Annotated in this window: 19 protein-coding genes and 1 rRNA gene; 8 read left to right on the plus strand and 12 right to left on the minus strand. The window is 72.0% G+C overall.

Annotated elements, in window-relative coordinates:
- Positions 1–3: 3 nt before the first annotated feature.
- Positions 4–120 (plus strand): 5S ribosomal RNA (gene rrf / locus N8K70_RS02350).
- An 80-nt stretch (positions 121–200) separates the two neighbouring features.
- Here the strand turns inward: rrf and N8K70_RS02355 are convergent.
- Positions 201–911, minus strand: coding sequence for an NRDE family protein (locus N8K70_RS02355; protein WP_317140012.1), 711 nt, complete (start codon positions 909–911; stop codon positions 201–203).
- Positions 912–981: 70 nt separating this feature from the next.
- On the opposite strand from N8K70_RS02355, the gene coaBC reads away from it, so the two are divergent.
- A complete protein-coding gene (coaBC, locus tag N8K70_RS02360) occupies positions 982–2193 on the plus strand; it encodes a bifunctional phosphopantothenoylcysteine decarboxylase/phosphopantothenate--cysteine ligase CoaBC (RefSeq protein ID WP_317140013.1) in 1212 nt (403 codons plus the stop codon).
- Between the two features lie 89 nt (positions 2194–2282).
- On the opposite strand, the gene N8K70_RS02365 is transcribed toward coaBC, so the two are convergent.
- The 4 genes from N8K70_RS02365 to N8K70_RS02380 are packed head-to-tail and all read right to left on the minus strand — an operon-like array spanning position 2283 to position 7704.
- Positions 2283–3647 (minus strand): ABC transporter substrate-binding protein, encoded by a 1365-nt coding sequence (locus N8K70_RS02365; protein ID WP_317140014.1) that lies wholly within the window; start codon positions 3645–3647, stop codon positions 2283–2285.
- Positions 3648–3657: 10 nt separating this feature from the next.
- Positions 3658–4593, minus strand: coding sequence for a carbohydrate ABC transporter permease (locus N8K70_RS02370; protein WP_317140015.1), 936 nt, complete (start codon positions 4591–4593; stop codon positions 3658–3660).
- 7 nt (positions 4594–4600) lie between these two features.
- Positions 4601–5512, minus strand: coding sequence for a carbohydrate ABC transporter permease (locus N8K70_RS02375; protein ID WP_317140016.1), 912 nt, complete (start codon positions 5510–5512; stop codon positions 4601–4603).
- Positions 5513–5550: 38 nt separating this feature from the next.
- Entirely contained in the window at positions 5551–7704 is a 2154-nt protein-coding gene (locus tag N8K70_RS02380; RefSeq protein WP_317140017.1) for an alpha-galactosidase, read from the minus strand.
- A gap of 166 nt (positions 7705–7870) precedes the next feature.
- Between N8K70_RS02380 and N8K70_RS02385 the strand changes: the two genes are divergently transcribed.
- A complete protein-coding gene (locus tag N8K70_RS02385; RefSeq protein WP_317140018.1) occupies positions 7871–9007 on the plus strand; it encodes an ROK family transcriptional regulator in 1137 nt (378 codons plus the stop codon).
- Between the two features lie 39 nt (positions 9008–9046).
- Here the strand turns inward: N8K70_RS02385 and N8K70_RS02390 are convergent, their stop codons facing one another.
- The 3 genes from N8K70_RS02390 to N8K70_RS02400 are packed head-to-tail and all read right to left on the minus strand — an operon-like array spanning position 9047 to position 11041.
- Positions 9047–9241 carry a hypothetical protein gene (locus N8K70_RS02390; RefSeq protein WP_317140019.1) on the minus strand — a complete coding sequence of 65 codons (195 nt, stop codon included), beginning with the start codon at positions 9239–9241 and terminating at the stop codon, positions 9047–9049.
- A 26-nt stretch (positions 9242–9267) separates the two neighbouring features.
- Positions 9268–10251, minus strand: a complete 984-nt coding sequence (locus tag N8K70_RS02395; RefSeq protein ID WP_317140020.1) for a DNA-3-methyladenine glycosylase family protein — start codon at positions 10249–10251, stop codon at positions 9268–9270.
- A 55-nt stretch (positions 10252–10306) separates the two neighbouring features.
- On the minus strand, positions 10307–11041 hold the full coding sequence (locus tag N8K70_RS02400) for a winged helix-turn-helix domain-containing protein (protein WP_394357796.1): 735 nt from the start codon (positions 11039–11041) through the stop codon (positions 10307–10309).
- 466 nt (positions 11042–11507) lie between these two features.
- Between N8K70_RS02400 and N8K70_RS02405 the strand changes: the two genes are divergently transcribed.
- The 4 genes from N8K70_RS02405 (at position 11508) to N8K70_RS02420 (ending at position 17069) form a co-directional block, all read left to right on the plus strand.
- Complete coding sequence (locus N8K70_RS02405) at positions 11508–11798, plus strand: GNAT family N-acetyltransferase (RefSeq protein WP_317140021.1); 291 nt, start codon at positions 11508–11510, stop codon at positions 11796–11798.
- Between the two features lie 49 nt (positions 11799–11847).
- Positions 11848–12819 carry an SDR family oxidoreductase gene (locus N8K70_RS02410; RefSeq protein ID WP_317140022.1) on the plus strand — a complete coding sequence of 324 codons (972 nt, stop codon included), beginning with the start codon at positions 11848–11850 and terminating at the stop codon, positions 12817–12819.
- Positions 12820–12903: 84 nt separating this feature from the next.
- Complete coding sequence (locus tag N8K70_RS02415) at positions 12904–14058, plus strand: exonuclease SbcCD subunit D (protein ID WP_317140023.1); 1155 nt, start codon at positions 12904–12906, stop codon at positions 14056–14058.
- Entirely contained in the window at positions 14055–17069 is a 3015-nt protein-coding gene (locus N8K70_RS02420; protein ID WP_317140024.1) for an SMC family ATPase, read from the plus strand. Before N8K70_RS02415 ends, N8K70_RS02420 begins: the two co-directional genes overlap by 4 nt.
- A gap of 31 nt (positions 17070–17100) precedes the next feature.
- Here the strand turns inward: N8K70_RS02420 and N8K70_RS02425 are convergent, their stop codons facing one another.
- Complete coding sequence (locus tag N8K70_RS02425) at positions 17101–18033, minus strand: aldo/keto reductase (protein WP_317140025.1); 933 nt, start codon at positions 18031–18033, stop codon at positions 17101–17103.
- A 120-nt stretch (positions 18034–18153) separates the two neighbouring features.
- Here N8K70_RS02425 and N8K70_RS02430 point away from each other — a divergent pair, with 120 nt between their 5' ends.
- On the plus strand, positions 18154–18333 hold the full coding sequence (locus N8K70_RS02430) for a hypothetical protein (protein WP_317140026.1): 180 nt from the start codon (positions 18154–18156) through the stop codon (positions 18331–18333).
- Position 18334: 1 nt separating this feature from the next.
- On the opposite strand, the gene N8K70_RS02435 is transcribed toward N8K70_RS02430, so the two are convergent.
- The 3 genes from N8K70_RS02435 to N8K70_RS02445 form a co-directional block, all read right to left on the minus strand.
- A complete protein-coding gene (locus tag N8K70_RS02435) occupies positions 18335–19642 on the minus strand; it encodes a GHKL domain-containing protein (protein WP_317140027.1) in 1308 nt (435 codons plus the stop codon).
- Between the two features lie 112 nt (positions 19643–19754).
- Positions 19755–20477, minus strand: coding sequence for a LytR/AlgR family response regulator transcription factor (locus N8K70_RS02440; RefSeq protein WP_317140028.1), 723 nt, complete (start codon positions 20475–20477; stop codon positions 19755–19757).
- A 51-nt stretch (positions 20478–20528) separates the two neighbouring features.
- Entirely contained in the window at positions 20529–21554 is a 1026-nt protein-coding gene (locus N8K70_RS02445) for a glycosyltransferase family 2 protein (protein WP_317140029.1), read from the minus strand.
- Positions 21555–21564 lie beyond the last annotated feature (10 nt).

The following is a 21564-nucleotide window of genomic DNA, read 5'->3' on the forward strand; positions in this document are numbered from 1 at the left end:
TGTTTCGGTGGTCATAGCGAGAGGGAAACGCCCGGTCACATTCCGAACCCGGAAGCTAAGCCTCTCAGCGCCGATGGTACTGCAAGGGAGACCTTGTGGGAGAGTAGGACACCGCCGGACTTCACGTGAGAAAAGGGCCGCCCAACGCCGGGCGGCCCTTTTCTGCACCCCACCACGACCACCCACACACCGCACCTCCGTCACCGGAATGTCAGCGGGTTCCAGACCCCCGCCTGCCGGAGTTCCGCGTAGCGGACATCCGCGGCCGTGGGCCCTACCGATGCGACGCATGCGAGGAGCGACAGCGTCCCCACGCCGTGCGGACGGTTGTCGCGGACGATGGCACGATCGTCCGTCGGGGGGAGTGCGCTGGTCTCCTCGAGGACGCGCAGCCACGGGTGCCACCAGACGTCGTCGTCGCCCGTCGTGGGCGCCTGCGCGAAGGCGTCGCGCCACGCCGCGATGCGCGGCGTCCCGTCATCGTCGGCGTCGTCGTGGGCGATCATGTGCGTTCCCGGCAGCAGGGCGTGCCGCCGGAGCGCGGATCCGTCCCATGACACGACGGCGGCGTCGGCGCCGTCCACTTCCAGGAGGTTGAAGCCCCGCGTCCGCGGGCGGCTCGACGGCGGGACGCCCGTGACGGAGTCGAGCACGATGCCCCCGCGGGAGGCGAGCTCGGCCTCCGGGAGGTCGGGAAGGCCCTCGCGGTTGAGCAGGACCGACAGGCGGCCGCCGACCGCGGCGAGCCATGCCCCTCCCGCGAGGCGGTCCTGTACGCCGATGACGCCGGGCAGCTCCGGCCACCACGCGCCGAGGCGGTTCCAAGGCCGTGCCGGGTCCTCGTCGCGGACGGCGAGAAGGCGGACGGGGTCTGCGGGCGTCTCGGGGACGCGGACGATGACGGTGCACATGGTGATCCGTCTCAGCCTATTGCGCTCGATCGTCGCCCCGGCCCCGCCGTAGATGGAAGAATCGCAGACGATGAACATCGTGGTGGGGGTGACCGGCGGGATCGCCGCGTACAAGGTCGTGCAGCTCGTCCGCCTGCTCGTGAAGGACGGCCACGAGGTGCACGTGGTCCCGACGGCGGACGCGCTCCGCTTCGTCGGCGCGCCGACCTGGGAGGCGATCAGCCGCCACCCCGTCACGACGTCGGTGCACGACGACGTGGCGAGGGTGCGGCACGTCGCTCTGGGTCAGGAGGCCGACCTCGTCGTCGTGGCCCCCGCGACCGCCAACACGATCGCCACGATGGCCGCGGGACTCGCGGACGACCTGCTCGGGACCACCCTGCTCGCGACGGCCGCCCCCGTCGTCGTCGCCCCCGCCATGCACACGGAGATGTGGCGGCACGCGGCGACGCAGGCCAACGTCCGGACGCTGCTCACGCGTGGCGTGCGCGTGATCGGCCCCGACAGCGGACAGCTCACGGGCGACGACAGCGGCCCGGGGCGGATGACCGAGCCCGAGCTCATCCACGCGGAGGTCGGGCGGGTGCTCGCGGCGCGGTGCGACGCCCGAGGGCTGCGCTTCGTCGTCTCCGCCGGCGGGACACGAGAGCCGATCGACCCGGTCCGCTACATCGGCAACCGGTCGAGCGGCAAGCAGGGAGTGGCCGTCGCCGTCGCGGCCGCCGATCGCGGCGCGGAGGTGACGCTCGTCGTGGCCCATGCCGACGAGGCGACGCTCGCCCTGGCCGCGGCGCACCCGCGCATCGGCGTCCATCGCGCCGACACCGCGGCAGAGCTCTCCGAGACGTTGCGGGGGCTCGCGCCCGCGGCGGACGTGATCGTCATGGCGGCCGCCGTCGCGGACTACCGGGTGGCCGAGGCGTCCGATCGCAAGCTCACGAAGGAGACGTCGAACGGCGTCCCCCCGGCGATCACCCTGGTCGAGAACGAGGACATCCTCGCGGGTCTCGTGGAGCGCCGGGCGGAGGGGCAGATGGTCGTGGGCTTCGCCGCCGAGACCCCGGAAGCGGGCGAGAGCCTTGCCGAGCGCGGCGTCCGCAAGCGCCGGCGCAAGGGCGTCGACCTGCTCGCCGTCAACGAGGTCGGATGGTCGACGGGCTTCGAGCAGGTCGACAACGCGCTGACGATCATCGACGCGCGCGACGAGGTCGTCGCCTCCGTCGCGGGCACGAAGCGCGAGGTCGCCGACGCGCTCGTCGACGCGGTGCTCGCCATCCGCTGATCCCGGCCATCGCGGGCAGCGGGAGTTCTGGTGCCGATGGTGCCGATGCGGACACCCCGACGATCATCAGCATCCCGCTGTTCTCCGCGCTACTCATCGAAGAGGCGGTTGACGCGCGCGTTCGCGTCGCGCAGCGACTCGGGCTCCGCGTCGAACGCCATCACCGCGTCCATCGCCGGCGTCATGATCGTCTGCAGCTGCGCCCACTGGTCGGTCACGGGCGTGAGCGCCGTCGTCCCGTCCTCGACGTGGACCGAGAACGCGCGCGCGTCGATGCCGAGCCCGTCGAACGTCTCGAGCGCGCGGTCGGACGATGTCGTGATCGCGGGGAAGATCCTGCCCGTCTCGGCCATCACGTCCTGGCATTCGGTGCTCGCGAGGTACTCCACCCACAGCCAGGCCTCGTCGGGATGCGGCGTGCCCGACCAGACGGCGTCGGAGAGCCCGTTGAAGACGGAGGCGCGCTGCCCTTCCGGGCCGATGGGCGTCGGGGCGACCTGGGCGTCCACCCCGCCGAGCTCTGAGAACGCCAGCGCGTTCCAGGAGCCCTCGATCACCGTGGCGTAGGCGCCGGCGCCGAGCGACTCCTGCGTGCCGACGCCCGACGTCGCCTGGGCGAGGGGCGGCATGTAGCCCTTCTCGATGAGCGAGCGCCACCACGAGACGGCCTCGAGGAACTCCTCCTCGTCGTATCGGAAGCTCGTGCCCCAGGGGTTCTCGTCGGAGTAGTCCCACCCGTTGCTGAGGGCGAACGGCGACCACTGCACCTGCCCGTAACCGCCGCCCGCCTCGTTGTAGCCGAGACCGTACGTCGCGACATCGCGCGGATCGAACCCCTCCTCGTCGCCGCGCACGCCGTTCTCGTCGATCGTCATGGCGGCCAGGAAGTCCTCGAACGTCCCTCCGTCCTCCGGATTCCACTCGAGCTCCCACAGGTCCTCGGGCGAGTACCCGGCGGCCTCGACCATCTCGGCGTTGTAGAAGATCGCCTCCGTGTCCCAGTCCTTCGGGAGCCCGTACTGCGACTCCCCGTCGGGACCCGCCCAGAGCTCGACGAGCCCCTCCTGGTACTGGCCGAGGTCGAGGTCCGACTCGTCCAGATATCCGGAGAGGTCGAGGATCTGGCCGAGCGAGGCGAACTTGCCGAACTGCGACGTGTGGTCGACGAACACGTCCGGCGCCGACTCGGCGACCATCGTCGCGGTCAGCTGGGTCCAGTAGTCGTCCCATCCGTACTGCTCGATCCGGATCTCGATGCCGGGGTTCCGCTCCTGGAAGTCGTCCGCGCACTGCCGGTAGCCCGGCATCTGGTTCGAGTCCCACATCCAGTACGTGATGACCGTCGAGCCGTCGGCGGCGATGTCTCCCGACGAGGCGCAGCCCGTCAGCCCCAGCGCGGCGGCGGAGCCGATCGCCGCCCATCGCCGGACGGTGCGTCGCGTGTGTTTCGTCATCCTGGTCACCTCACTTGATCCCGCTGAAGCCGATGGAGTTCACGATCCGCCGCCCGAGCACGGCGAAGAGCAGGACGATCGGGAGGGCCGCGATGAGCGTCGCCGCCATGAGCCCCGACCAGTCCGGCGTGCCCTGCGGCGTCTGCGACCGGAAGATGCCGAGTGCGACGGTCAGCACCCGCACGTCCTCGCTCTGGCCGACGAGCAGGGGCCACAGGTACTCGTTCCACGCCGTGATGTAGGTCAGGACGGCGAGGGTCGTGATCGGCGCCGCGCTCATGGGGACGATCACCCGCAGGAAGCAGCGCACCCTCCCCGCGCCGTCGATGAGCGCCGCCTCCTCGGTCTCCCGCGGGATGCCGAGGAAGAACTGGCGGAGGAAGAAGATCGCGAACGGCGTCATGAGGACGGTCGGCAGGACGATCCCCGCATACGTGTTGAGGAGCCCGAGCTCTTTGACGAGGACGAAGTTCGGGATGGCGGTGAAGATGCCGGGCACCATGAGGGCGGAGAGGAAGACGGCGAACACCGCGTCGCGGCCTCGCCACCGCAGGCGCGCGAAGGCGTACGCGGCCATCGCGGAGAACGTCACCTGCCCGACCGTGATGATCGTCGACGTGACGACGGAGTTGCGCAGGTACACCCAGAAGTCGATCGCCGAGCCCGCGCCGCCCTGCGCGAGGTTCTCCTCCAGGGTCGTGAGCCCGAGGACGCGCCGGAAGGCGTCGAACGTGAAGTCCGCGGGCAGGAGGTTTCCCGGCTCGGCGGAGAGCGCGCCGTTCGAGGAGAGCGCGGTGCGCAGCATCCAGTAGAACGGCACGAGCGTGACGAGCAGGATCACGACGAGGCAGGCCCACGCGACGACGCGCCCGAGGCCGATGCGGCGGCGGCGATGGGACGTCTTCCCCGTCACGATGAGACGCGTCTCGGATGCGGTGTGCGACATGGTCACCTCAGTTCTCGTCGTGCTCGTCGGCGCGCATGAGGCGCAGCTGCACGAAGGCGATGGCGAACAACAGGACGAAGAGGGCGATGGCGAGCGCCGAGGCGTAGCCGAAGTCGAGCTGGCCGAACGCGAGGTCGTAGATGTACATGTTGAGCACCCGCGTGGCGTTGACGGGGCCGCCGCCCGTCGTCACGGCGACCGTGTCGAACACCTGGAACGACCCCGTGACCGTGACGACGAGCACCATGACGAGCACGGGGCGCAGCTGCGGCAGGGTGATCGAGAAGAACTGCCGGATCTCGGAGGCGCCGTCGACGCGGGCCGCCTCGTAGAGCGCGGGATTGATCGTCTGCAGGCCGGCGAAGATGAGCAGGGCCGTGTACCCCATGTGGCGCCACACGTTGATGAACGCGATCGTCGGCAGGGCCAGGGCCGACTCGCCGAAGAAGGCCATCCGGTCGAGCCCGATCGCGTCGAGCGCGACGTTGACGATGCCGATCTGGTAGTCGAGCATGAAGTACCACACGAGCGCGACGATGACGTTCGCGACGAAGTACGGCAGCAGCGCGATGCCCCGGATGACCGTGGACGTGGTGAGCCGATGCAGCAGCACCGCGATGAGGATCGCGATCACTGTCTGGACGCCGATGTTGAGGACGACGTAGATCGCGGTGACCCAGAGCGCGTTCCAGAACAGCGGGTCCTCGGCCATCCGCACGTAGTTCGCCCCGCCCACCCACTCCGGCGGCGTGAGCACGGCGTACTCGGTGAACGAGAAGTAGAGTCCGCGCAGCGCGGGAGAGAGGTAGAACGCGACGAGTCCGACCGCGGCGGGGAGGAGGAAGACGGCGGCGATGCGCGTATCGCCGCGCGGTCTCCTCCCCGCAGGGGGCTTGTGCGCCGTGGTGAGAGATGTCATCGTTCCTCGCTTCTTCGCGACAGGGATGAGGGTGCGGCTCAGACGGCCGTCAGATGGAGGAGCACGAGCTGCTCCGGGTTGAGGGCGGGCACCTGGACGCCGATCTGCCCGAGGACGGCTCCCGGGAGCTCCACCGGGCCCGGCCACCAGGCGGGCGCCGTGTGCGCTGTGCGGCGGTCGGATGCGTCCGCGGGTGCGAGCGACGTCAGCCGATAGCGACGACCGGCGTCGAGGCCGGGCAGCGTCACGCGCGCCGTCGGCCAGGACGGGCCCGTCCGCACCGCCGCGACGGCGAAGATCGCCTCCTCCCCGTCCTGTGCGACGACGCCGTGCGTCCACAGGCCGTCGCCGATCTCGTCGGCGTGCACGACGCGGCCGGTGTGCAGCAGCGCGCGGTGCCGCTTGTGCAGGGCGATCCATTCCGCGAGCGCGGCACGGTCGGCGTCGCTCGCCTTCGTCACGTCCCACTCGACGCCCATGTGGGAGAAGAAGGCCGTGCCGGCGCGGAAGCCGAGGGAGTGCGCGCGCCCCGTCGTGTGGCTGACGGGGCTCGCGACATGAGATCCGACCATCTCGGGCGGAAGCAGGAGCGCGGTGCCCGCCTCGATCTGCTGGCGCTCCAGCGGATCGATGCAGTCCGAGCCCCAGACACGGTCGGTGCGGGCCATGATGCCCAGATCGATGCGGCCGCCGCCCGACGCGCACGACTCGATCTCCAGGCCCGGGTGCGCCGCGCGGATCTCGTCCAGCAGCCGGTAGAGCGCCTCCACCTGCTCGTGTGCGATGGGTCGCCCCGTCGTGCGGTCCCCGGGCTCGGTGAGGGCGCGGTTGTGATCCCACTTGATGTAGGAGATCGGGTACTCGTCGAGGAGGGCGAGGATCCGGTCGCGGATGTGGGCGTAGGCCTCCGGGACGGTGAGGTTGAGGACCTGCTGGTGTCGCTGCGGATGCGGCAGGCGCGGCCCCGTGCCCATGATCCACTCGGGATGCGCGCGGGCGAGGTCGGAGTCCTCGTTGACCATCTCCGGCTCGAACCAGAGCCCGAACTGCATGCCGCGCGCGGTGACGGCATCCGTCAGCGGGTGCAGCCCGTCGGGCCAGACGCCCTCGTCGACGTACCAGTCTCCGAGCCCCGCGGTGTCGTCCCGGCGATGCCGGAACCATCCGTCGTCGAGCACGTAGCGCTCGACGCCGATCTCGGCGGCGCGGTCGGCGATCTCGAGCAGCCGGTCGAGGTCGTGGTCGAAGTAGACCGCCTCCCAGACGTTGAGCGTCACCGGACGCGCCGACCCCGGGTGCCGGGGTCGTGCGCGGAGGAAGTCGTGGAAGCGCGCGGACATGGCGTCGAGGCCGACGCCCGTCGACGCATAGAGCCAGGGGGAGACGTATGTCTCGTCCTGGGCGAGCCGCACCTCGCCGGGGAGGAGGAGCTCGCCGCCGCCGAGGGTCGACATGCCCATGTTGTTGCGCTCCGCGAGGGCGCGCGTGTTGCCCGACCACGCCGGGTGCACGGCCCAGACCTCGCCATGTCGCCATCCGAATCCCGGCGTGCCCGCCGCGAGGATGACGCTCGCCTCGTGACCCGACGACCTGCGCGACTCGCGCAGGTGCGAGCCGATCGTGAACGGCGACCGCTGGAGCTCCCGCTCTCGCAGCTGACGCCCGGCCATGTCCAAGAGCTCGGTCGCGCGTCCCGGGACGGGCAGCGCGATGTCGAGGGAGGCGAGGTCGTAGACCCCCTCGCCCGTGTTCGTCAGCTCGGCGCGTGTGCGCACGAGGCCCGAGCGCGTCATCTCGACGTGCAGTGCGAGACGGAGGCCGTTCTCCTCGTCGGCCGAGGCGATGCGCACGCGCTGGGCGATGAGCGGGTCGTCCCCGACGGGCTCGAGCCGTGCGGTCGTCCCCGTGAACACGGGGGAGAACGCGGTGCCGTCGCGGTGCCCCGCGATGCCGGGCGTCCAGAGCCAGCCTTCGGCGTGCGCGGGGAGGAGCGTGAGGGGCATCCCGCTGTCGGGCATGCCCGATCCGATGCCCGGCAGCCCCGTGAGCCGCAGGGCGTCGACGTCGGCGTCCGACAGCGGCCCCGGATCCGCGCCCCAGTGGATCACGCGCGGCGCGCCGGCGGCGGGGACGTCGAGCACGAGCGCGACCCCCGCCGCGCGGAGCTGGACGGTGCGGGCATCGGGGGACATGGGACTCCTTCGTCGGGGATGCGACGCTCGCCTGAGCGTTAATTAGTTCTATAGCAAAAGTTATTATCCGTCAACGCCGGGGCCGGGCGCGGCTCTCTCGCGTCTCGTGCGGCTCTCTCGCGTCTCGCGCGGCGAGTTGCTCGCGAGATGGTAGAAAAGGAGGGTCATGGGCGCGGACTGGGGGGAGCAGGACGGGTCCGCGCACGCCGTGGCGCTCGAGGTCCTCGTCTCCGGGCCCATCGCCCGCAGCGATCTGGCCCGGCGTCTCGGACTGTCGCAGTCGAGTCTCTCCCGTCTGACGAAGCCGCTCGTCGAATCGGGGCTCCTCGTCGAGGCCGACGTCGCCGAGCCCCAGGGGCGGCGGGTGGGGCGCCCCACCCAGCCGCTCGACGTGGTTCCCGGCACGCGCCGGTTCGTCGGGATCAAGGTGACAGCGGAGGCGGCGCACGGCGTGCTGACCGACCTGCGCTGCGCCGAGATCGACCGGTTCGACGTCGCGCTCGCGTCGCGCTCGGTCGAGGACGTCGTCGCCGCGGTCGCCGCGGTCGTCGCGCGCCTCACCCGGCGGTCGGCCGCCGACGGCGTGGGCGTGAGCATCAGCGGCCCCGTCGTCGGCGGGCGGACGGTGGTCGACTCGCCGTTCCTGGGGTGGCGGGAGGAGGTGGGCCTCGCCGACCTGGTGGAGGAGGCGACGGGGCTCCCCGCGACGCTCAGCAACGACCTCGTGGCGCTCACGCACGCCGAGCAGTGGTTCGGCGCCGGACGCCTGGCCGAGAACGTCGCGGTCATCACGATCGGCGCGGGCGTGGGCTTCGGCCTCATCGCCGGTGGTCGCGTCGTGCAGAGCCCCGACGACGGGGTGAGCCCGATCAGTCACGTCCCGCTCGATCGGGGCGGCCCGATGTGCTTCGCCGGGCATCGCGGATGCGCCGTGGCGCTGCTGACCATCGACGCGATCTGCTCGCAGGTGTCGATCGGCCTCGGGCGCTCCGTCGGCTACGAGGAGGTGCTGCGACTCGCCCGCGAGGGCGACCCCGTCCCCGCCGCCGTCGTCTCGGCGGCGGGGCGCGCCATCGGCCTGCTCATCGCCCTCGCCGCGGACTTCAGCTTCGCGCGCACGGTCGTCGTCTCGGGGGAGGGGGACGGCCTCGTCGACATCGCACGGCCCGAGATCGACGCCGCGATCCCCGAGCTGCGCGATCCTCGCGCCGCCCCGATCGAGCTCATCGTGCGCCCCGCGGACTTCGTCGAGTGGGCGCGCGGTGCGGCCGCCATGGCCATCCGCGCGCACGTGCTCGGCTGACGGCGGGCGGCGCCGCGCACGGGGCGCCGTCGCTCCCGGCTACAGCTCGATGCCGTTGTCGTCGTCGTTGACCCCCTGATTGCGGCCGCGACGCGATTCGAAGCCGATGAAGAGGCCGAGACCGACGATGACGCCGAGCAGGAGACCGAGCCACACGTTGTTCAGGATGAGCCCGACGACCACCGCGAGGGCGAGCACGCCGACCGAGACGAGGACGTTCTTGCCGCGGTTCATGGCTCCATCATGCCTCGTGCGCGCCGTCAGCGGGCTCGGTGATCCTCGATGTGGACCCGCGGACCCCGTCGGGGCTCGCCGGCCCCCGATGCGAGGAGGAGACGGATCACCCGTTGCCGGTGCCCGCGCCACGGCTCGAGCAGCTCGAGCATGCCGTCGTCGTCCGTCCGGTGCCCCGTGAGCGTGTAGCCGACCCGATGCGCGAGGTGGACGTCGCCGACGCTCACGGCATCCGGGTCGCCGAGCGCGCGGATGCGGGTCTCGGCTGCCGTCCAGACGCCGATGCCGCGGATGCTCGTGAGCGGACGATCGCGGGCATCGCCGTCCACGGCGGACTCGACCGCGCGGACGAGAGCCGCCCCGCGCCGCGCCGCCTCGACGATGGCGCGCGACTGGGGCGGCTCGAGGCCCGCCCGGTGCCATGCCCAGGAGGGGATGCGCCGCCAGCCGTCGACGGCCGGCGGCGCGAAGAGCGGTCGCGGGGCCGGCCCGGGTGCGCGCTCGCCGAACCACGTGACGAGGCTGCGCCAGGCGCCGAAAGCCTGCCGGAGGGTGACCTTCTGCTCGGTGATCGACTGCGCGAGCGCGTCGAAGACGAGGTCGCTGCGACCGAGGCGCGCGCCGGGATGCCGGTGATGTGCCTGGGACACGACCGGATGGAGCGAAGGCGCGAAACCCGTGTCGTCGTCGCGCGCCCCGCACAGCGCGGGTACCTGCGCGATCGCCCACTGGCGTCCCGGCCCCCACGCGGCCGCGCGCACCGTCCCGTCCGCCGACTGCCGCAGCGCCGTGCACGCGACGCCCGCCGGTGTGCGGGTCGCCCGCCAGATGACGCCGCGGTCTGCGGTCTGGGCGGGATCGCCCGCGCCGCGCTGGAAGCCGGAGAGGGTCGCGACGAGATCGAGCGTGTGCCGCGGACGGTAGCTCGTCTCCAGCCGGGGTCCCGGATCGGGCCGCGGATCGCGTCCACGTGCGCCGTGACGTGCCTGCGCCGCCGCCGGGGAGATCATGCGCCCACGTTACGCCGCACCCTCCGACAAACCCGTGCCGGTCGTCCGATCGGTCTCAGAAGCGGTCGGGCGACGGGGTGCCTGCCCCGTAGCGGATGGTGACGTCTGCGTGACGGTCGAAGCGGTAGCCGACTCCGCGCACCGTGCGGACGATGTCCTCGTAGCGGCCGAGCTTGGAACGCAGGCGCCGCACGTGCACGTCGATGGTGCGCTCGCCGGGGGCCTCCTCGTCGGTGTGCGCCTGCCAGAGCGACTCGACGAGCTCCGTGCGCTCGATCGTACGTCCCTCGCGGAGGACGAGGTACTGCAGCAGCTCGAACTCCTTGAAGGTGAGCGCCGCGGACTCGCCGTCGAGCAGCACGCGCTTGCGGGAGATGTCGACGACGACGCCCTCCGCGTGCTCCGGCTCGGACGACTCGGGCTGCGTGCGCGCGACGGCGCCCGGCTCCTTGAGCGCGAGTCGCACGACGTCGACGTCGCGGCCGCCGGCGTTCTGCGGGGCGAGGGCGACGGCGGCGTAGGTCTCGGCGCTCGGCGAGAGCTCGGCGATCGTGCGGCGCAGGGCGTCGACGATGGCGCTCAGCGAGACGCCGTCGGCGATGGCCTTGGCCTCGTCGAGGCCGACGTAGAGGGCGAAGCCGCGCGGGGCGGCCCCGGAGGGGCTGGCCGGGGCCGTCGTCTGCTCGTCGACCGTGTTCGGGACGGCGCGGAGATGGGGGACGCGTGCGGGCTGGGCGGCACCGACGAGCGGACGGACGGCGCCGGGGCGCTCGAGGAGGGAGGTCGACATGATGGTGGAGTCCTTAGAGGTGGGAACCCTGGGGGTTCGGTCGTGCTGCGAAGGGGCCGGATCGGCAGTCGCCCGATCTGATGTGCGGCCGGCGCCGGAATCGGCGTTGTCGAGACCACCGGAGAGACCGGGGCTCGGGGGCTCGGGGACCACAGAGGGGTCTCGCTCTGCCCTGGCGGTGATGCGGAAGCGGACGTCGGGCTTCAGCGGCACATTCGACAGCACATGACAACACGGCCGGCCATCATGGAGCCGGCAGTCCTGTTCGCCTCCCAGGCGGACGAGGGCTGTGCGTTGTCAGTCATGACGCCGATTATTCTCCGGGACGTCGCCGTGTGTCAAACGAAGAACGGATGTGACGGCGAACGTGACGAAATATGACCGATGTGCCTCTTCGCGGGGCGTGGGCGGAGGCGATATGCGACGGCCCGGCCCGGCCCGGCCTCGGTGGGCGTACCCTCCAAGCATGGGCGAGTTCGACTTCAGCAACGCGCGCGAGGCGTCCCGATATGAGCTGCGCCGGGGCGACGACCTCGTGAGCGTGCTCGACTACCGCGACGACGGCGCGACCGTCGCCCTCACGCGGGCGTTCACCGTGCCGACCTTCCGCGGGCACGGCTACGCCGCGGAGGTGACGGACCGGGCCGTCGCCGAGATCGAGGCGCTCGGCGACCGCCGTGTCCTGCCGGTCTGCTGGTATGTCGCCGACTGGTTCGCGGAGCATCCGGAGCGCGCGGGCGTCCTCGCCGAGCGATAGCGGCGGCGGCCGGCCCGCCACGCCCCCCCGACGGCGGTAGCGTGACGCCATGCGCATCCTCATCATCGGCGGGACCGGCAACATCAGCTCGTTCGTGACGACGCTCGCGGTCGAGGGCGGCCATGACGTGACCGTCCTCAACCGCGGTCGGACCGCTCCGCCCGCGGGCGTCCGCGGGCTCGTGGGCGACGCGGGCGACCCGGCGTCGATCGAGGGCGCGATCGGGGCCGAGACGTTCGACGCCGTCGCGAACTTCCGCAGCTTCTCGCCGCAGCAGGCGGCCGACGACGTCCGGATCTTCTCCGGGCGAACCGCGCAGTACGTCTACGTCTCGAGCGCCTCGGCGTACCAGAAGCCCATCGCGCGGCTGCCGATCGTCGAGTCGACCCCGCTGCGCAACCCGTTCTGGCAGTACTCGCGCGACAAGATCGCGAGCGAGGACCTCCTCGTCGCGGCGTACCGCGAGACGGGCTTCCCCCTCACGATCGTCCGCCCGAGCCACACGTACGGACCGTCGCTCGTCCCGCTCGAGGGCGGATGGACCGCGCTGCGGCGCATCCTCGACGGCCGGCCCGTCGTGGTGCACGGCGACGGCACGAGCTGGTGGACGCTCACCCATTCCCGCGACTTCGCACGTGCGTTCGTGGGGCTGTTCGGCAACCCGCACGCGCTCGGGCAGGCCGTGCACATCACGAGCGACGAGAGCCTCACGTGGGACGACGTCGCCCGGCTCCTCGGCCGCGCGCTCGGTCGCGAGCCCGAGATCGTGCACATCGCCTCGGAGGCGATCGCGCGGGAGATCCCCGCGCTGGGACCGGGCCTCGTGGGCGACAAGGCGCACTCGGTGCTCTTCGACAACACGCTCGTCAAGCGGCTCGTCCCCGGCTGGGTCGCGTCGACGCCGTTCGCGGCGGGCGCGCGCGAGATCGTCGACTGGCACCTCGCGGACGGGGCGCGGCAGAGCGTGGACGACGAGCTGGACGCGGCGTTCGACCGCCTGATCGCGAGGCACGGGGCGTAGGGCCCCGTCTCGCCGCGCGTCCCGAGATCCGTCGTCGCGCCGCGTCGTGCGGGCGATGTCGGACCCGCTCCGTACCGTGGAGTCATGCGGATCCTCCACACGTCGGACTGGCACATCGGGCGGACCTTCCACGGGTACTCGACGCTCGACGCGCTGCGCGGCGTGCTCGGAGCCCTCGTCGGCGAGGTGCGGCGGCGCGACGTCGACGTGGTCGTCGTCGCGGGGGACGTGTTCGACACCGGGACGCCCGCGGCCTCCTGCTACACGGTGCTGACCGATGCGCTGCGCGAGATCGGCGCGACCGGCGCCCGGATCGTGCTGACGAGCGGCAACCACGACAACGCCGCCCGTCTCGGGTTCACGGCGCCGCTGCTGCGGGACGGCATCCACGTCATCACCGATCCGCGCGCCGTCGGCGCCCCCGTCACGATCGACGATGCGCACGGCCCCGTCCACTTCTACGGCATCCCGTATCTCGAGCCGGCGATCGTGCGGAGCGTCTGGCCGGGTGCCGAGCTCCGCACGCAGGAGCACGCCATCCGCCATGCCATGGGCCTCGTGAACGCCGACCGCGCGGAGCGGGGCGGGCGCTCCGTCGTCGTGTCGCACTGCTTCGCAGGCGATGTCGAGCCGACGGCGGGCGTCGAGCGCGAGATCCGGCAGGGGACGCTCGACGTCGTGCCGCTGGCCGACTTCGGCGGGCCGGACTACGTCGCCCTCGGCCACATCCACGGGCGGTCCCGTCTCGCCGAGAACGTGCGGTACTCCGGCGCCCCGCTGCACTACAGCTTCGGCGAGGGCGGCAAGCCGCGCGGCGCCTGGATCGTCGACATCGGGGCGGACGGCGTCGAGGGCGTCGAATGGATGGACCTGCCCGTCCCGCGCCGGCTGACGACCCTCCGCGGGCCGCTCGACGACCTGCTGACCGATGAGCGGCTCGCGCCGCACGAGGGCGACTGGGTCTGCGCCGTCCTCACCGATCCGAACCCGCCGCTCGAGCCCATGCGCAAGCTCAAGGCCCGGTTCCCGCACTGCGCGACCGTCCGGATCGCGCCCGAGGGCGGCGCGGACGCCGACCGGCGCACGTTCCGGGAGCGGGTCGAGAGCGCCCGGTCCGACGGCGAGCTCGTGGACGACTTCCTCGCGCACGTGCGCGGCGGGCGACGGGCGACGGACGCCGAGCGCGAGATCATCGGCGACGTCGTGAGCACCCGTGAAGGCGCGGAGGCCCGCGCGTGAGGATCCATCGCGTCGAGATCGAGGGGTTCGGGCCTTTCCGAACGCGGCAGGTCGTCGACCTCGACGCGTACGCCGCCGACGGGCTGTTCCTCATCGGCGGTCGTACGGGTGCGGGCAAGTCGAGCATCCTCGACGCCGTCGCGTTCGCGATCTTCGGCAGCGTCCCGCGCTACGAGGGAGGCGAGAAGCGGCTGCGGAGCGACCACTGCGAGCCGGACGACCCGACCTCGGTCGGCGTCGAGTTCACCTCGCGCGGAACCCGTTGGCGCATCGAGCGGGCGCCTGAGTACGAGCGTCCCAAGCGGCGTGGCGAGGGGATGACGACGTCGCCGGCGACATCCCGGATGGGCGTCGTCGTCGGAGAGGACGTCGAGTGGAAGGCCGTCAGAGACCGTGACGTCGCCGTCCTCGTCGCGGAGGAGATCGGCCTGACGAAGGACCAGTTCCTCCAGGTCATCCTGCTCGCCCAGGGGCGTTTCGCCGAGTTCCTGCTCGCCGGGAACAACGACCGCCAGCGGCTCTTGCGGACCCTCTTCGGGTCGCGCCGCTTCGAGGAGTATGAGGCCGAGCTCGGCCGCCGCAAGAGCGATGCGGAGGGCGCTGTCGCGCACGGCGTCACCGCGCTCACCGCCGTCCTCGACCACGCGGACACCCTCGCCGAGGCGCTGCCGGAGATCGTCGCGCCGGAGCCCGCCGCCGGTGCGGATCGTGACGTCACGGCGGGCCCCGTCGCCTCTCCGGAGGATCTGCGGCTCGCGCGGCTCGCGCTCCACGAGCGTCGTGCGCGGCACGAGGTCGAGATCGCGGAGGCGGTCGAGGCGGATGCGCGGGAACGCCGCGCCGCCGCGGAGGCCGAACGGGATCGGAGACGCGGCGACCGCGAGAAGCAGACGCAGCGCGACGAGCTGCGCGCGACGCTCGATCGCCTCGAGGCGGCCGCCTCCGGGATCGAGAGGGAGCGAGAGGAGCTCGCCGCGGCTCGCCGTGCCGAGAGCGTGCGCGGTTCGCTGGACGCCGCGACGCGTGCGCTCGCCGCGGTCGTCGCGGCGGCCGACGCCGTCGGGACGACGAGCATCGCGTGGGCCGAGGTCGACGGCGACACCGGTCTCGAGCCGGCGGGGCTCGACGCGCTGGCCGAGGCCGCGCAGCGGAACATCGGCGCCTGGCAGCCCGTGCAGCAGCTCGAGCAGGGACTGCCCGCACACGAGAAGGCGCGCGCCGCGCTGCACGACGAGGAGGAGGCGGCGTCCGCCGACCTCGACGACGTCGCGCAGCGGCTGGACGCCATCCCCTCGCGGCGGCGCGATCTCGACGAGTCCGCGGCGGCGGCGGGGGAGATCGCGGCCGCCCGTGCGCTCGCGGCCGACCGGCTCGAGACGCTCGCCGCCCGGCTGGCGGCGGCGCAGGCGGCGGCGAGCCTCGCCGAGGAGTATGCGCGGTCGGTCGAGGCGGCCCAGGCGGCGCTGCGCGCCCGCGAGGCCGCCGACAGGGAGCTCGGTGACCTGCACCGACGTCGTCTCGGCGGGTACGCGGGCGAGCTCGCCCGCGCGCTCGTCGACGGCGAGGCCTGCGCCGTCTGCGGCTCGACGGCTCACCCCGCGCCGGCCGAGCGCGCCGACGATCACGTCACGGCCGAGCAGATCGAGGCGGCCGAAGAGCGCAAGACGGCCACGGCCACGGCGGAGCTCGCCGCCTCCGAGGCGCGGCGGGTCGCGCAGCAGGCGCTCGTGGCGGCCGAGGCGAAGGCCGGCGGGCTCGACGTCGAGACGCTCGACGCCGACCGTGCGGCCTCCGCGGAGCGGCTCGCCGCCGCAGACGCGGCCGTCGCGGAGCTCGCCGGGATCGACGCGGCCCGTGTCGCGCTCGCCGACGAGGAGGCGCTGCTCGCCGCTCGACGGGATGCCCTCGGCGAGGCCAGGAGCGAACGCGCCGCGCGCATCCGCTCGCTCGACGACGAGATCGCGCGCGTGCGCGCCCGCATCGCGGACGCGCAGGGAGGAGCCGCCTCCGTCGCGGAGCGGATCGCCGCCGAGCGCACGCGCGCATCCGCCGCCACCGCGTTCGCGCAGGCGCAGCGCGATGCCGCCCGGGCCGAGCGCGCGGCGTCCGACGCCGCCGACGCGCTCGCCGCCGCCCTCGACGACGCCGGGTTCGCGGACGTCGAGGCGGCCCGCGCGGCCATCCGAGAGCCTGCGACGCGGCAGGCGCTCGAGCAGCGCATCGCCCGGCACGACGCCGACCTGCGCAGCACCAAGGCGACGCTCGTCGACCTGGAGCTGCTCGTGCTGGGGGCCGAGCCCATCGACGTCGCCGAGGCCGAGCGTGCGCTCGCGGCGGCCTCAGACGCGCGTGACGACGCGCAGGCCCGCCTGGGCGCCATGCGCCAGCTCGCGACCTCGCTCGGCGACGCGCTCGCCCGCGCCGACCAGGCGCACCGGCAGATCGCCGAAGCCGCCCGTGAGGCCGCCGTCGTCCGCGATCTCGCCGACGCGGTCGCCGGCCGCAACGGGAAGAAGATGGATCTGGAGACGTTCGTCCTCGCCGCCGAGCTCGAGGGCATCGTCGAGGCGGCGAACCGACGTCTCGACGAGATGTCGGGCGGGCGTTACGCGCTGCGGCACACGGATGCCGTCGTCTACCGCAGCGCGGCGAGCGGTCTCGGTCTCGAGGTCATGGACCGCTTCACCGGCCAGGCCCGGTCGCCGCGGTCCCTCTCGGGTGGGGAGACCTTCCTCGCCTCCCTCGCCCTCGCCCTCGGGCTCGCGGAGGTCGTCACGAACCGCGCCGGCGGCATCGCCCTCGACACGCTCTTCATCGACGAGGGCTTCGGATCGCTCGACGCCGAGACCCTCGACGTCGCCATGCGCACGCTCGACGGGCTGCGCGAGGGGGGCCGCACGGTGGGCGTCATCAGCCACGTCGAGGCGATGAAGGAGCAGATCCCCGCACAGCTGCGCGTCGATCGCAGTCCTCACGGGTGGAGCGTCGTCTCGCAGGAGGTGAGCGTCTGAGAGACGACGCCCCGGGCGCCGGGGCGACCTCCTACGCCGACAGGCGGTCGAGCTCGGCGATCTCGTCCGCCGTGAGCTCGAGGCGGCCGGCGGCGAGCAGGTCAGCGACCTGATCGACACGCGACGCCGACGCGATGGGCGCCACGACCGCCGGACGCGACCGCAGCCACGCGAGCGACGTCGTCGCGATCGACGCGTCGTGCTCCTGGCCGATGCGCTCGACCGCGTCGATGAGCGCGAGGTTCTTCTCGGTGACGTACTCGACGGCGCCCGCGGCACGAGGAGAGCCGGCGCCCTCGACGTCGGTCGTGCGGTACTTGCCGGCGAGGAAGCCCTTCGCGAGCGAGAAATACGGCGCGATGCTCAGACCGAACTCCTCGGCGACGGGGAGGACGGTCTTCTCGATGCCGCGCTCGACGAGGTTGTAGTGGGGCTGGATCGCCACGGGCTCGGCGACGCCGAGGTCGCGTGCGATCGAGATCCACTCGCGGATGCGCTCGGCGGAGTAGTTCGACACGCCCGTGTAGCGGACGAGGCCGTCCTTCACGAGCGCGCCGAACGCCGCGACGGTCTCCTCGAGCGGCACCGTCTCGTCGTCGAAGTGCGCGTAGTACAGGTCGATCTGCTCGACGCCCAGGCGCTGGAGCGACGCCTCGGCGGCCGCGCGCACGTTGGCGGCGGCGAGTCCCGTGAAGTCGGGGTGCTGGCTCACCTTCGTCGCGACCGTGACGCCGGAGGGCTTGCGGGCCGCGAGCCATGCGCCGATGACGCGCTCGCTGTCGCCCCCGGTGTTGCCCGGCACCCACGCGCTGTACGAGTCGGCCGTGTCGATGAAGTTCCCGCCGCCCGCGACGAACGCGTCGAGGATGCGGAACGACTCCTCTCGATCCGCCGTCCATCCGAAGACGTTGCCGCCGAGGTTGAGGGGGAAGACGTCGAGGTCGCTGGAGCCTATCCGTGCCATGGTGATGTCCCTTCGAACTGATCCGCGCGTCCGATGGCGGGCGCGCCTTCCAGGCTAGGAGCATTCGCCGCCCCCGGGCTCGGAGGAGAAACACATGGCGATGCGGCCTAGGCTGGAGTCGTGAACAAGAGCACGATCTGGACCGTCCTCGGCGTCGTCGTCGCGGTCGTCATCGCGTGGTGGATCGTGAACGTGCTGTTCTCGGTCATGTGGTTCGTCTTCCGGCTCGGCGTCGTGGCGGTCGTCGCGGTGATCGTCTTCTTCGTGCTGAGAAGCCTCTTCCGCTCCGACAGGGGCTGAGTCAGCCGCGAGGGAACAGCGCGCGCAGCGAGAACCAGCGCTCGTCGGCGCCGATCGACACCGAGCCGCCGTACTTCTCGACCGCCGCCTCGATGTTCCGCAGGCCGTAGCCGTGACCCGTCTCGTCCTTGCGCGAGACGATGCGGTCGTCCGCGCGGCGCACGACGCCGTCGAAGGTGTTCTCGACGCGCAGCATCACGAAGCCGTCCTGGGCGAAGAGGGCCACGCGCACGAGCCGCTCGTCGGCGTCCGGCACGCGTCGCGTCGCCTCGATCGCGTTGTCGAGCGCGTTGCCGAGGACGGAGGTGACGTCGAGCGGATCCATGAAGTCGAGCAGGCCGCCGTCGACGACGTACGACACCTCGACGCCGTCCTCCCGGGCCCGCATCCGCTTCGCCGTGAGCACGGCGTCGAGCACCCTGTTGCCCGTGCGCACCTGCGCCCCGTAGTCGCGGATGGACCCCTCGAGGTCGTCGAGCATCCGCGCACGGGTGCGGGGATCGGTCTCGGCGCGAAGGGCGTCGAGATGGTGCTTCATGTCGTGGTGCTTGCGGTTGACCTCGTCGATGGCGCGTCGAGAGATCTCGTACTGGTCGTGCTGGCTCTGCAGCAGCCGCGACATCGCCTCGGCGTCGCGCCGCGTCCGCATCTCGCGGCGGATCTCGTGCTGCACGTACAGGGCGATGTACCCGCAGAGGTCGACGAGCGTGCGGATGTAGAGGATCTCGGGTCCGAGCCGGCTGCTGAACGGCGTGCTCGCGTTCGTGAAGCTGAGATTCGAGATGCCGAACGTCACGGCGGCGATGGCGAGCGCGCCGACGAGATCGCGCCATCCGATCTCGACGTGCGCGCCGCGCGGCAGATGCCGGCGCTCGGCGACCCAGGCCAGGGCGAGGACGAGCGCGTAGACCGTTCCGAAGAACAGGGTCTGCGGCAGCGCGCCGGAGTCGGCGAGGTAGAAGCGGTCGAGCTGCCAGTGGAGGGAGGCCGCGAGCTCGGCGAGCACGAAGGCGCGTGCGGTGAGGTACCCGGCGGTGACGGCCGGGATGCGCAGCGAGGCGAAGACGAGCGCGAACATCGTCAGCGCGCCGGCGAGCATCCCCGGGATCCACAGCGCGAGCGGCAGCGTGCCCGCCCACGTCTGCACGGCGACGAGCGCCGCGAGCCCGGCCGCGGCGACGGCGACCGACGGCAGCCACCGCATCCGACGTCGGACGATGACGATGTAGACGACGCACGCACCCCACTCGGCGAGGGCGGTGAACAGGCGCGGGATGTCGGTGACCGCCTCCGCGACGATGTCGTTCATGCGCCGGGACCGGCCGAGGGGAGGAGGAGGCCGGGAGGGGAGGCCGGATCGCGCGGCATCGTCCTCCTGCCGCCGTGTTCTCCTCCCGTCGGCACCGGCGCCGAACGGCTCATCACGCCGTGATCCCGCGGGCGCCGATGTAGGCGGCGAGCGCTGCGAGGAAGTCCTTCTTCCGGGGGCGGCTGATCTGCAGTCGGACGCCCCCGCGGACGCGGCAGTCGTTGCCCTCGACGCCCGTGACGTGGCGCAGGTTCACGAGGAAGCCGCTGTTGCAGCGGAAGAAGCCCTCGGCCCCGAGCTCCGCCTCCATCGCCTTGAGCGTCGTGACGACGGCGTGCTCGTCGTCGAGCGTGTGGATGCGGACGTGGTGCTTCACGCTCTCGAGATAGAGGACGTCGGCGACGTCGACGCGTCGTGCGGCGCCGTCCGTCGAGGTGAAGAGCAGATGGCGGCGTTCCCGGCGACGCAGCCGTGTCAGGCTGCGGATCATCTCCTGCTCGAACGCGGCGTACGCGACGGGTTTGAGCAGATAGCTCAGGGCGTCCACCTCGTATCCGCTGATCGCGTACTGCGGTGAGCTCGTGACGAAGACGATGACGACCTCGGAGTCGACCTCGCGGATGCGTCTCGCCGCCGTCATCCCGTCGACGCGCTCCATCTGGATGTCGAGGAGGAGCAGGTCCCAGTCCGGACGGTAGTCCTCCAGGATGTCGGCGCCGTCGTGGAAGGCGCCGACGTGGAACCGCTCGCCGTGCTCCCGCTGGAACCGGTCGAGGTGCGACAGGAGCCGGTCGATGCTGCCCGGGTCGTCCTCGACGACGCCGATCCGGATCATCCCTGCTCCTTCCCGTCTGAGGGACGTTCGCGCCGCGACTCCGCGTGCGCCCTAGCTGAAGCCCACCACGCGGCGGGCGACGTGGTAGGCGATCGAGGTGACCCGGCGGCCGGCCTCGCCCGGCAGGTTGCTGCTCGCGCCCATGAAGCCGCGCCGCAGGCGGGTGTAGACCCACGGGCTCTCGGCCTTGACCTCGCGCCAGAACGCGTTCCGCGCCTCGACGTGCTCGCGCGTCCCGCCCCGTGCGAGCGTCGCCGACGTGACGGCGCAGATCGCCTCCACGTAGTGCAGGAGGGCGGCGTAGAGCGGCGTGGGGATCTCTCCGCTCGCCACCGCGGCGGGGGAGGGCAGCGCGTGCAGCGCCAGCCTGTTCACCCGCAGCTGCTGGTCGACGCGCTGCAGCATGACGTCGGCGTTCACCGACTGGTCGGCGCGGCCGATGAAGTAGTGGTAGAGGTTGACCGGCAGGTAGTACATCGCGCGCACGTGCGCGAGCGGCACGACGACATAGAGGTTGTCGACGTAGAACGTGTGCTCGGGGAGGACGAGACCCGACGCGCGCACGACGTCGGTCCGGTAGACGATCGCGTGCATCATGAGGTACTGCCGTCTGCTGAAGCGCTCGGTGTCCTCCCATCCGAAGATGCGTCCGTCGGGGAACACCGAGTCGAAACGCGAGACGCGGTTGTTCTTCCCCACCCTGTCGTGCACGTAGTCGGTGAACAGCGCGTCGACGCCGCCGTGCTGCTCGAGTCCCGCGAGGGTCTGCAGCGTCCGCTCGAGCGCGGGGATGCTCAGCCAGTCGTCGGCGTCGAGCACCTTCAGATAGTCGCCGGCGGCATGGGCGATGCCGGTGTTGATGGCCCCGCCGTGCCCGCCGTTGGCCTGGTGCACGACGCGGAACACGTCGGGACGGCGCCGGGCGTAGTCGTCTGCGATGGCGCCCGTGCCGTCGGTCGATCCGTCGTCGACGACGATCACCTCGATGTCGTGCCGCACGCGCAGGAGCGGCACCAGTCCGCGGTGAAGGTAGCCTTCCGCATTGTGCGCAGGGACCACGATCGTCAGCAGAGGCATGGCTCTAGTC

It is taken from the genome of Microbacterium sp. AB, from assembly GCF_032878875.1.
Taxonomy (GTDB): domain Bacteria; phylum Actinomycetota; class Actinomycetes; order Actinomycetales; family Microbacteriaceae; genus Microbacterium; species Microbacterium betulae.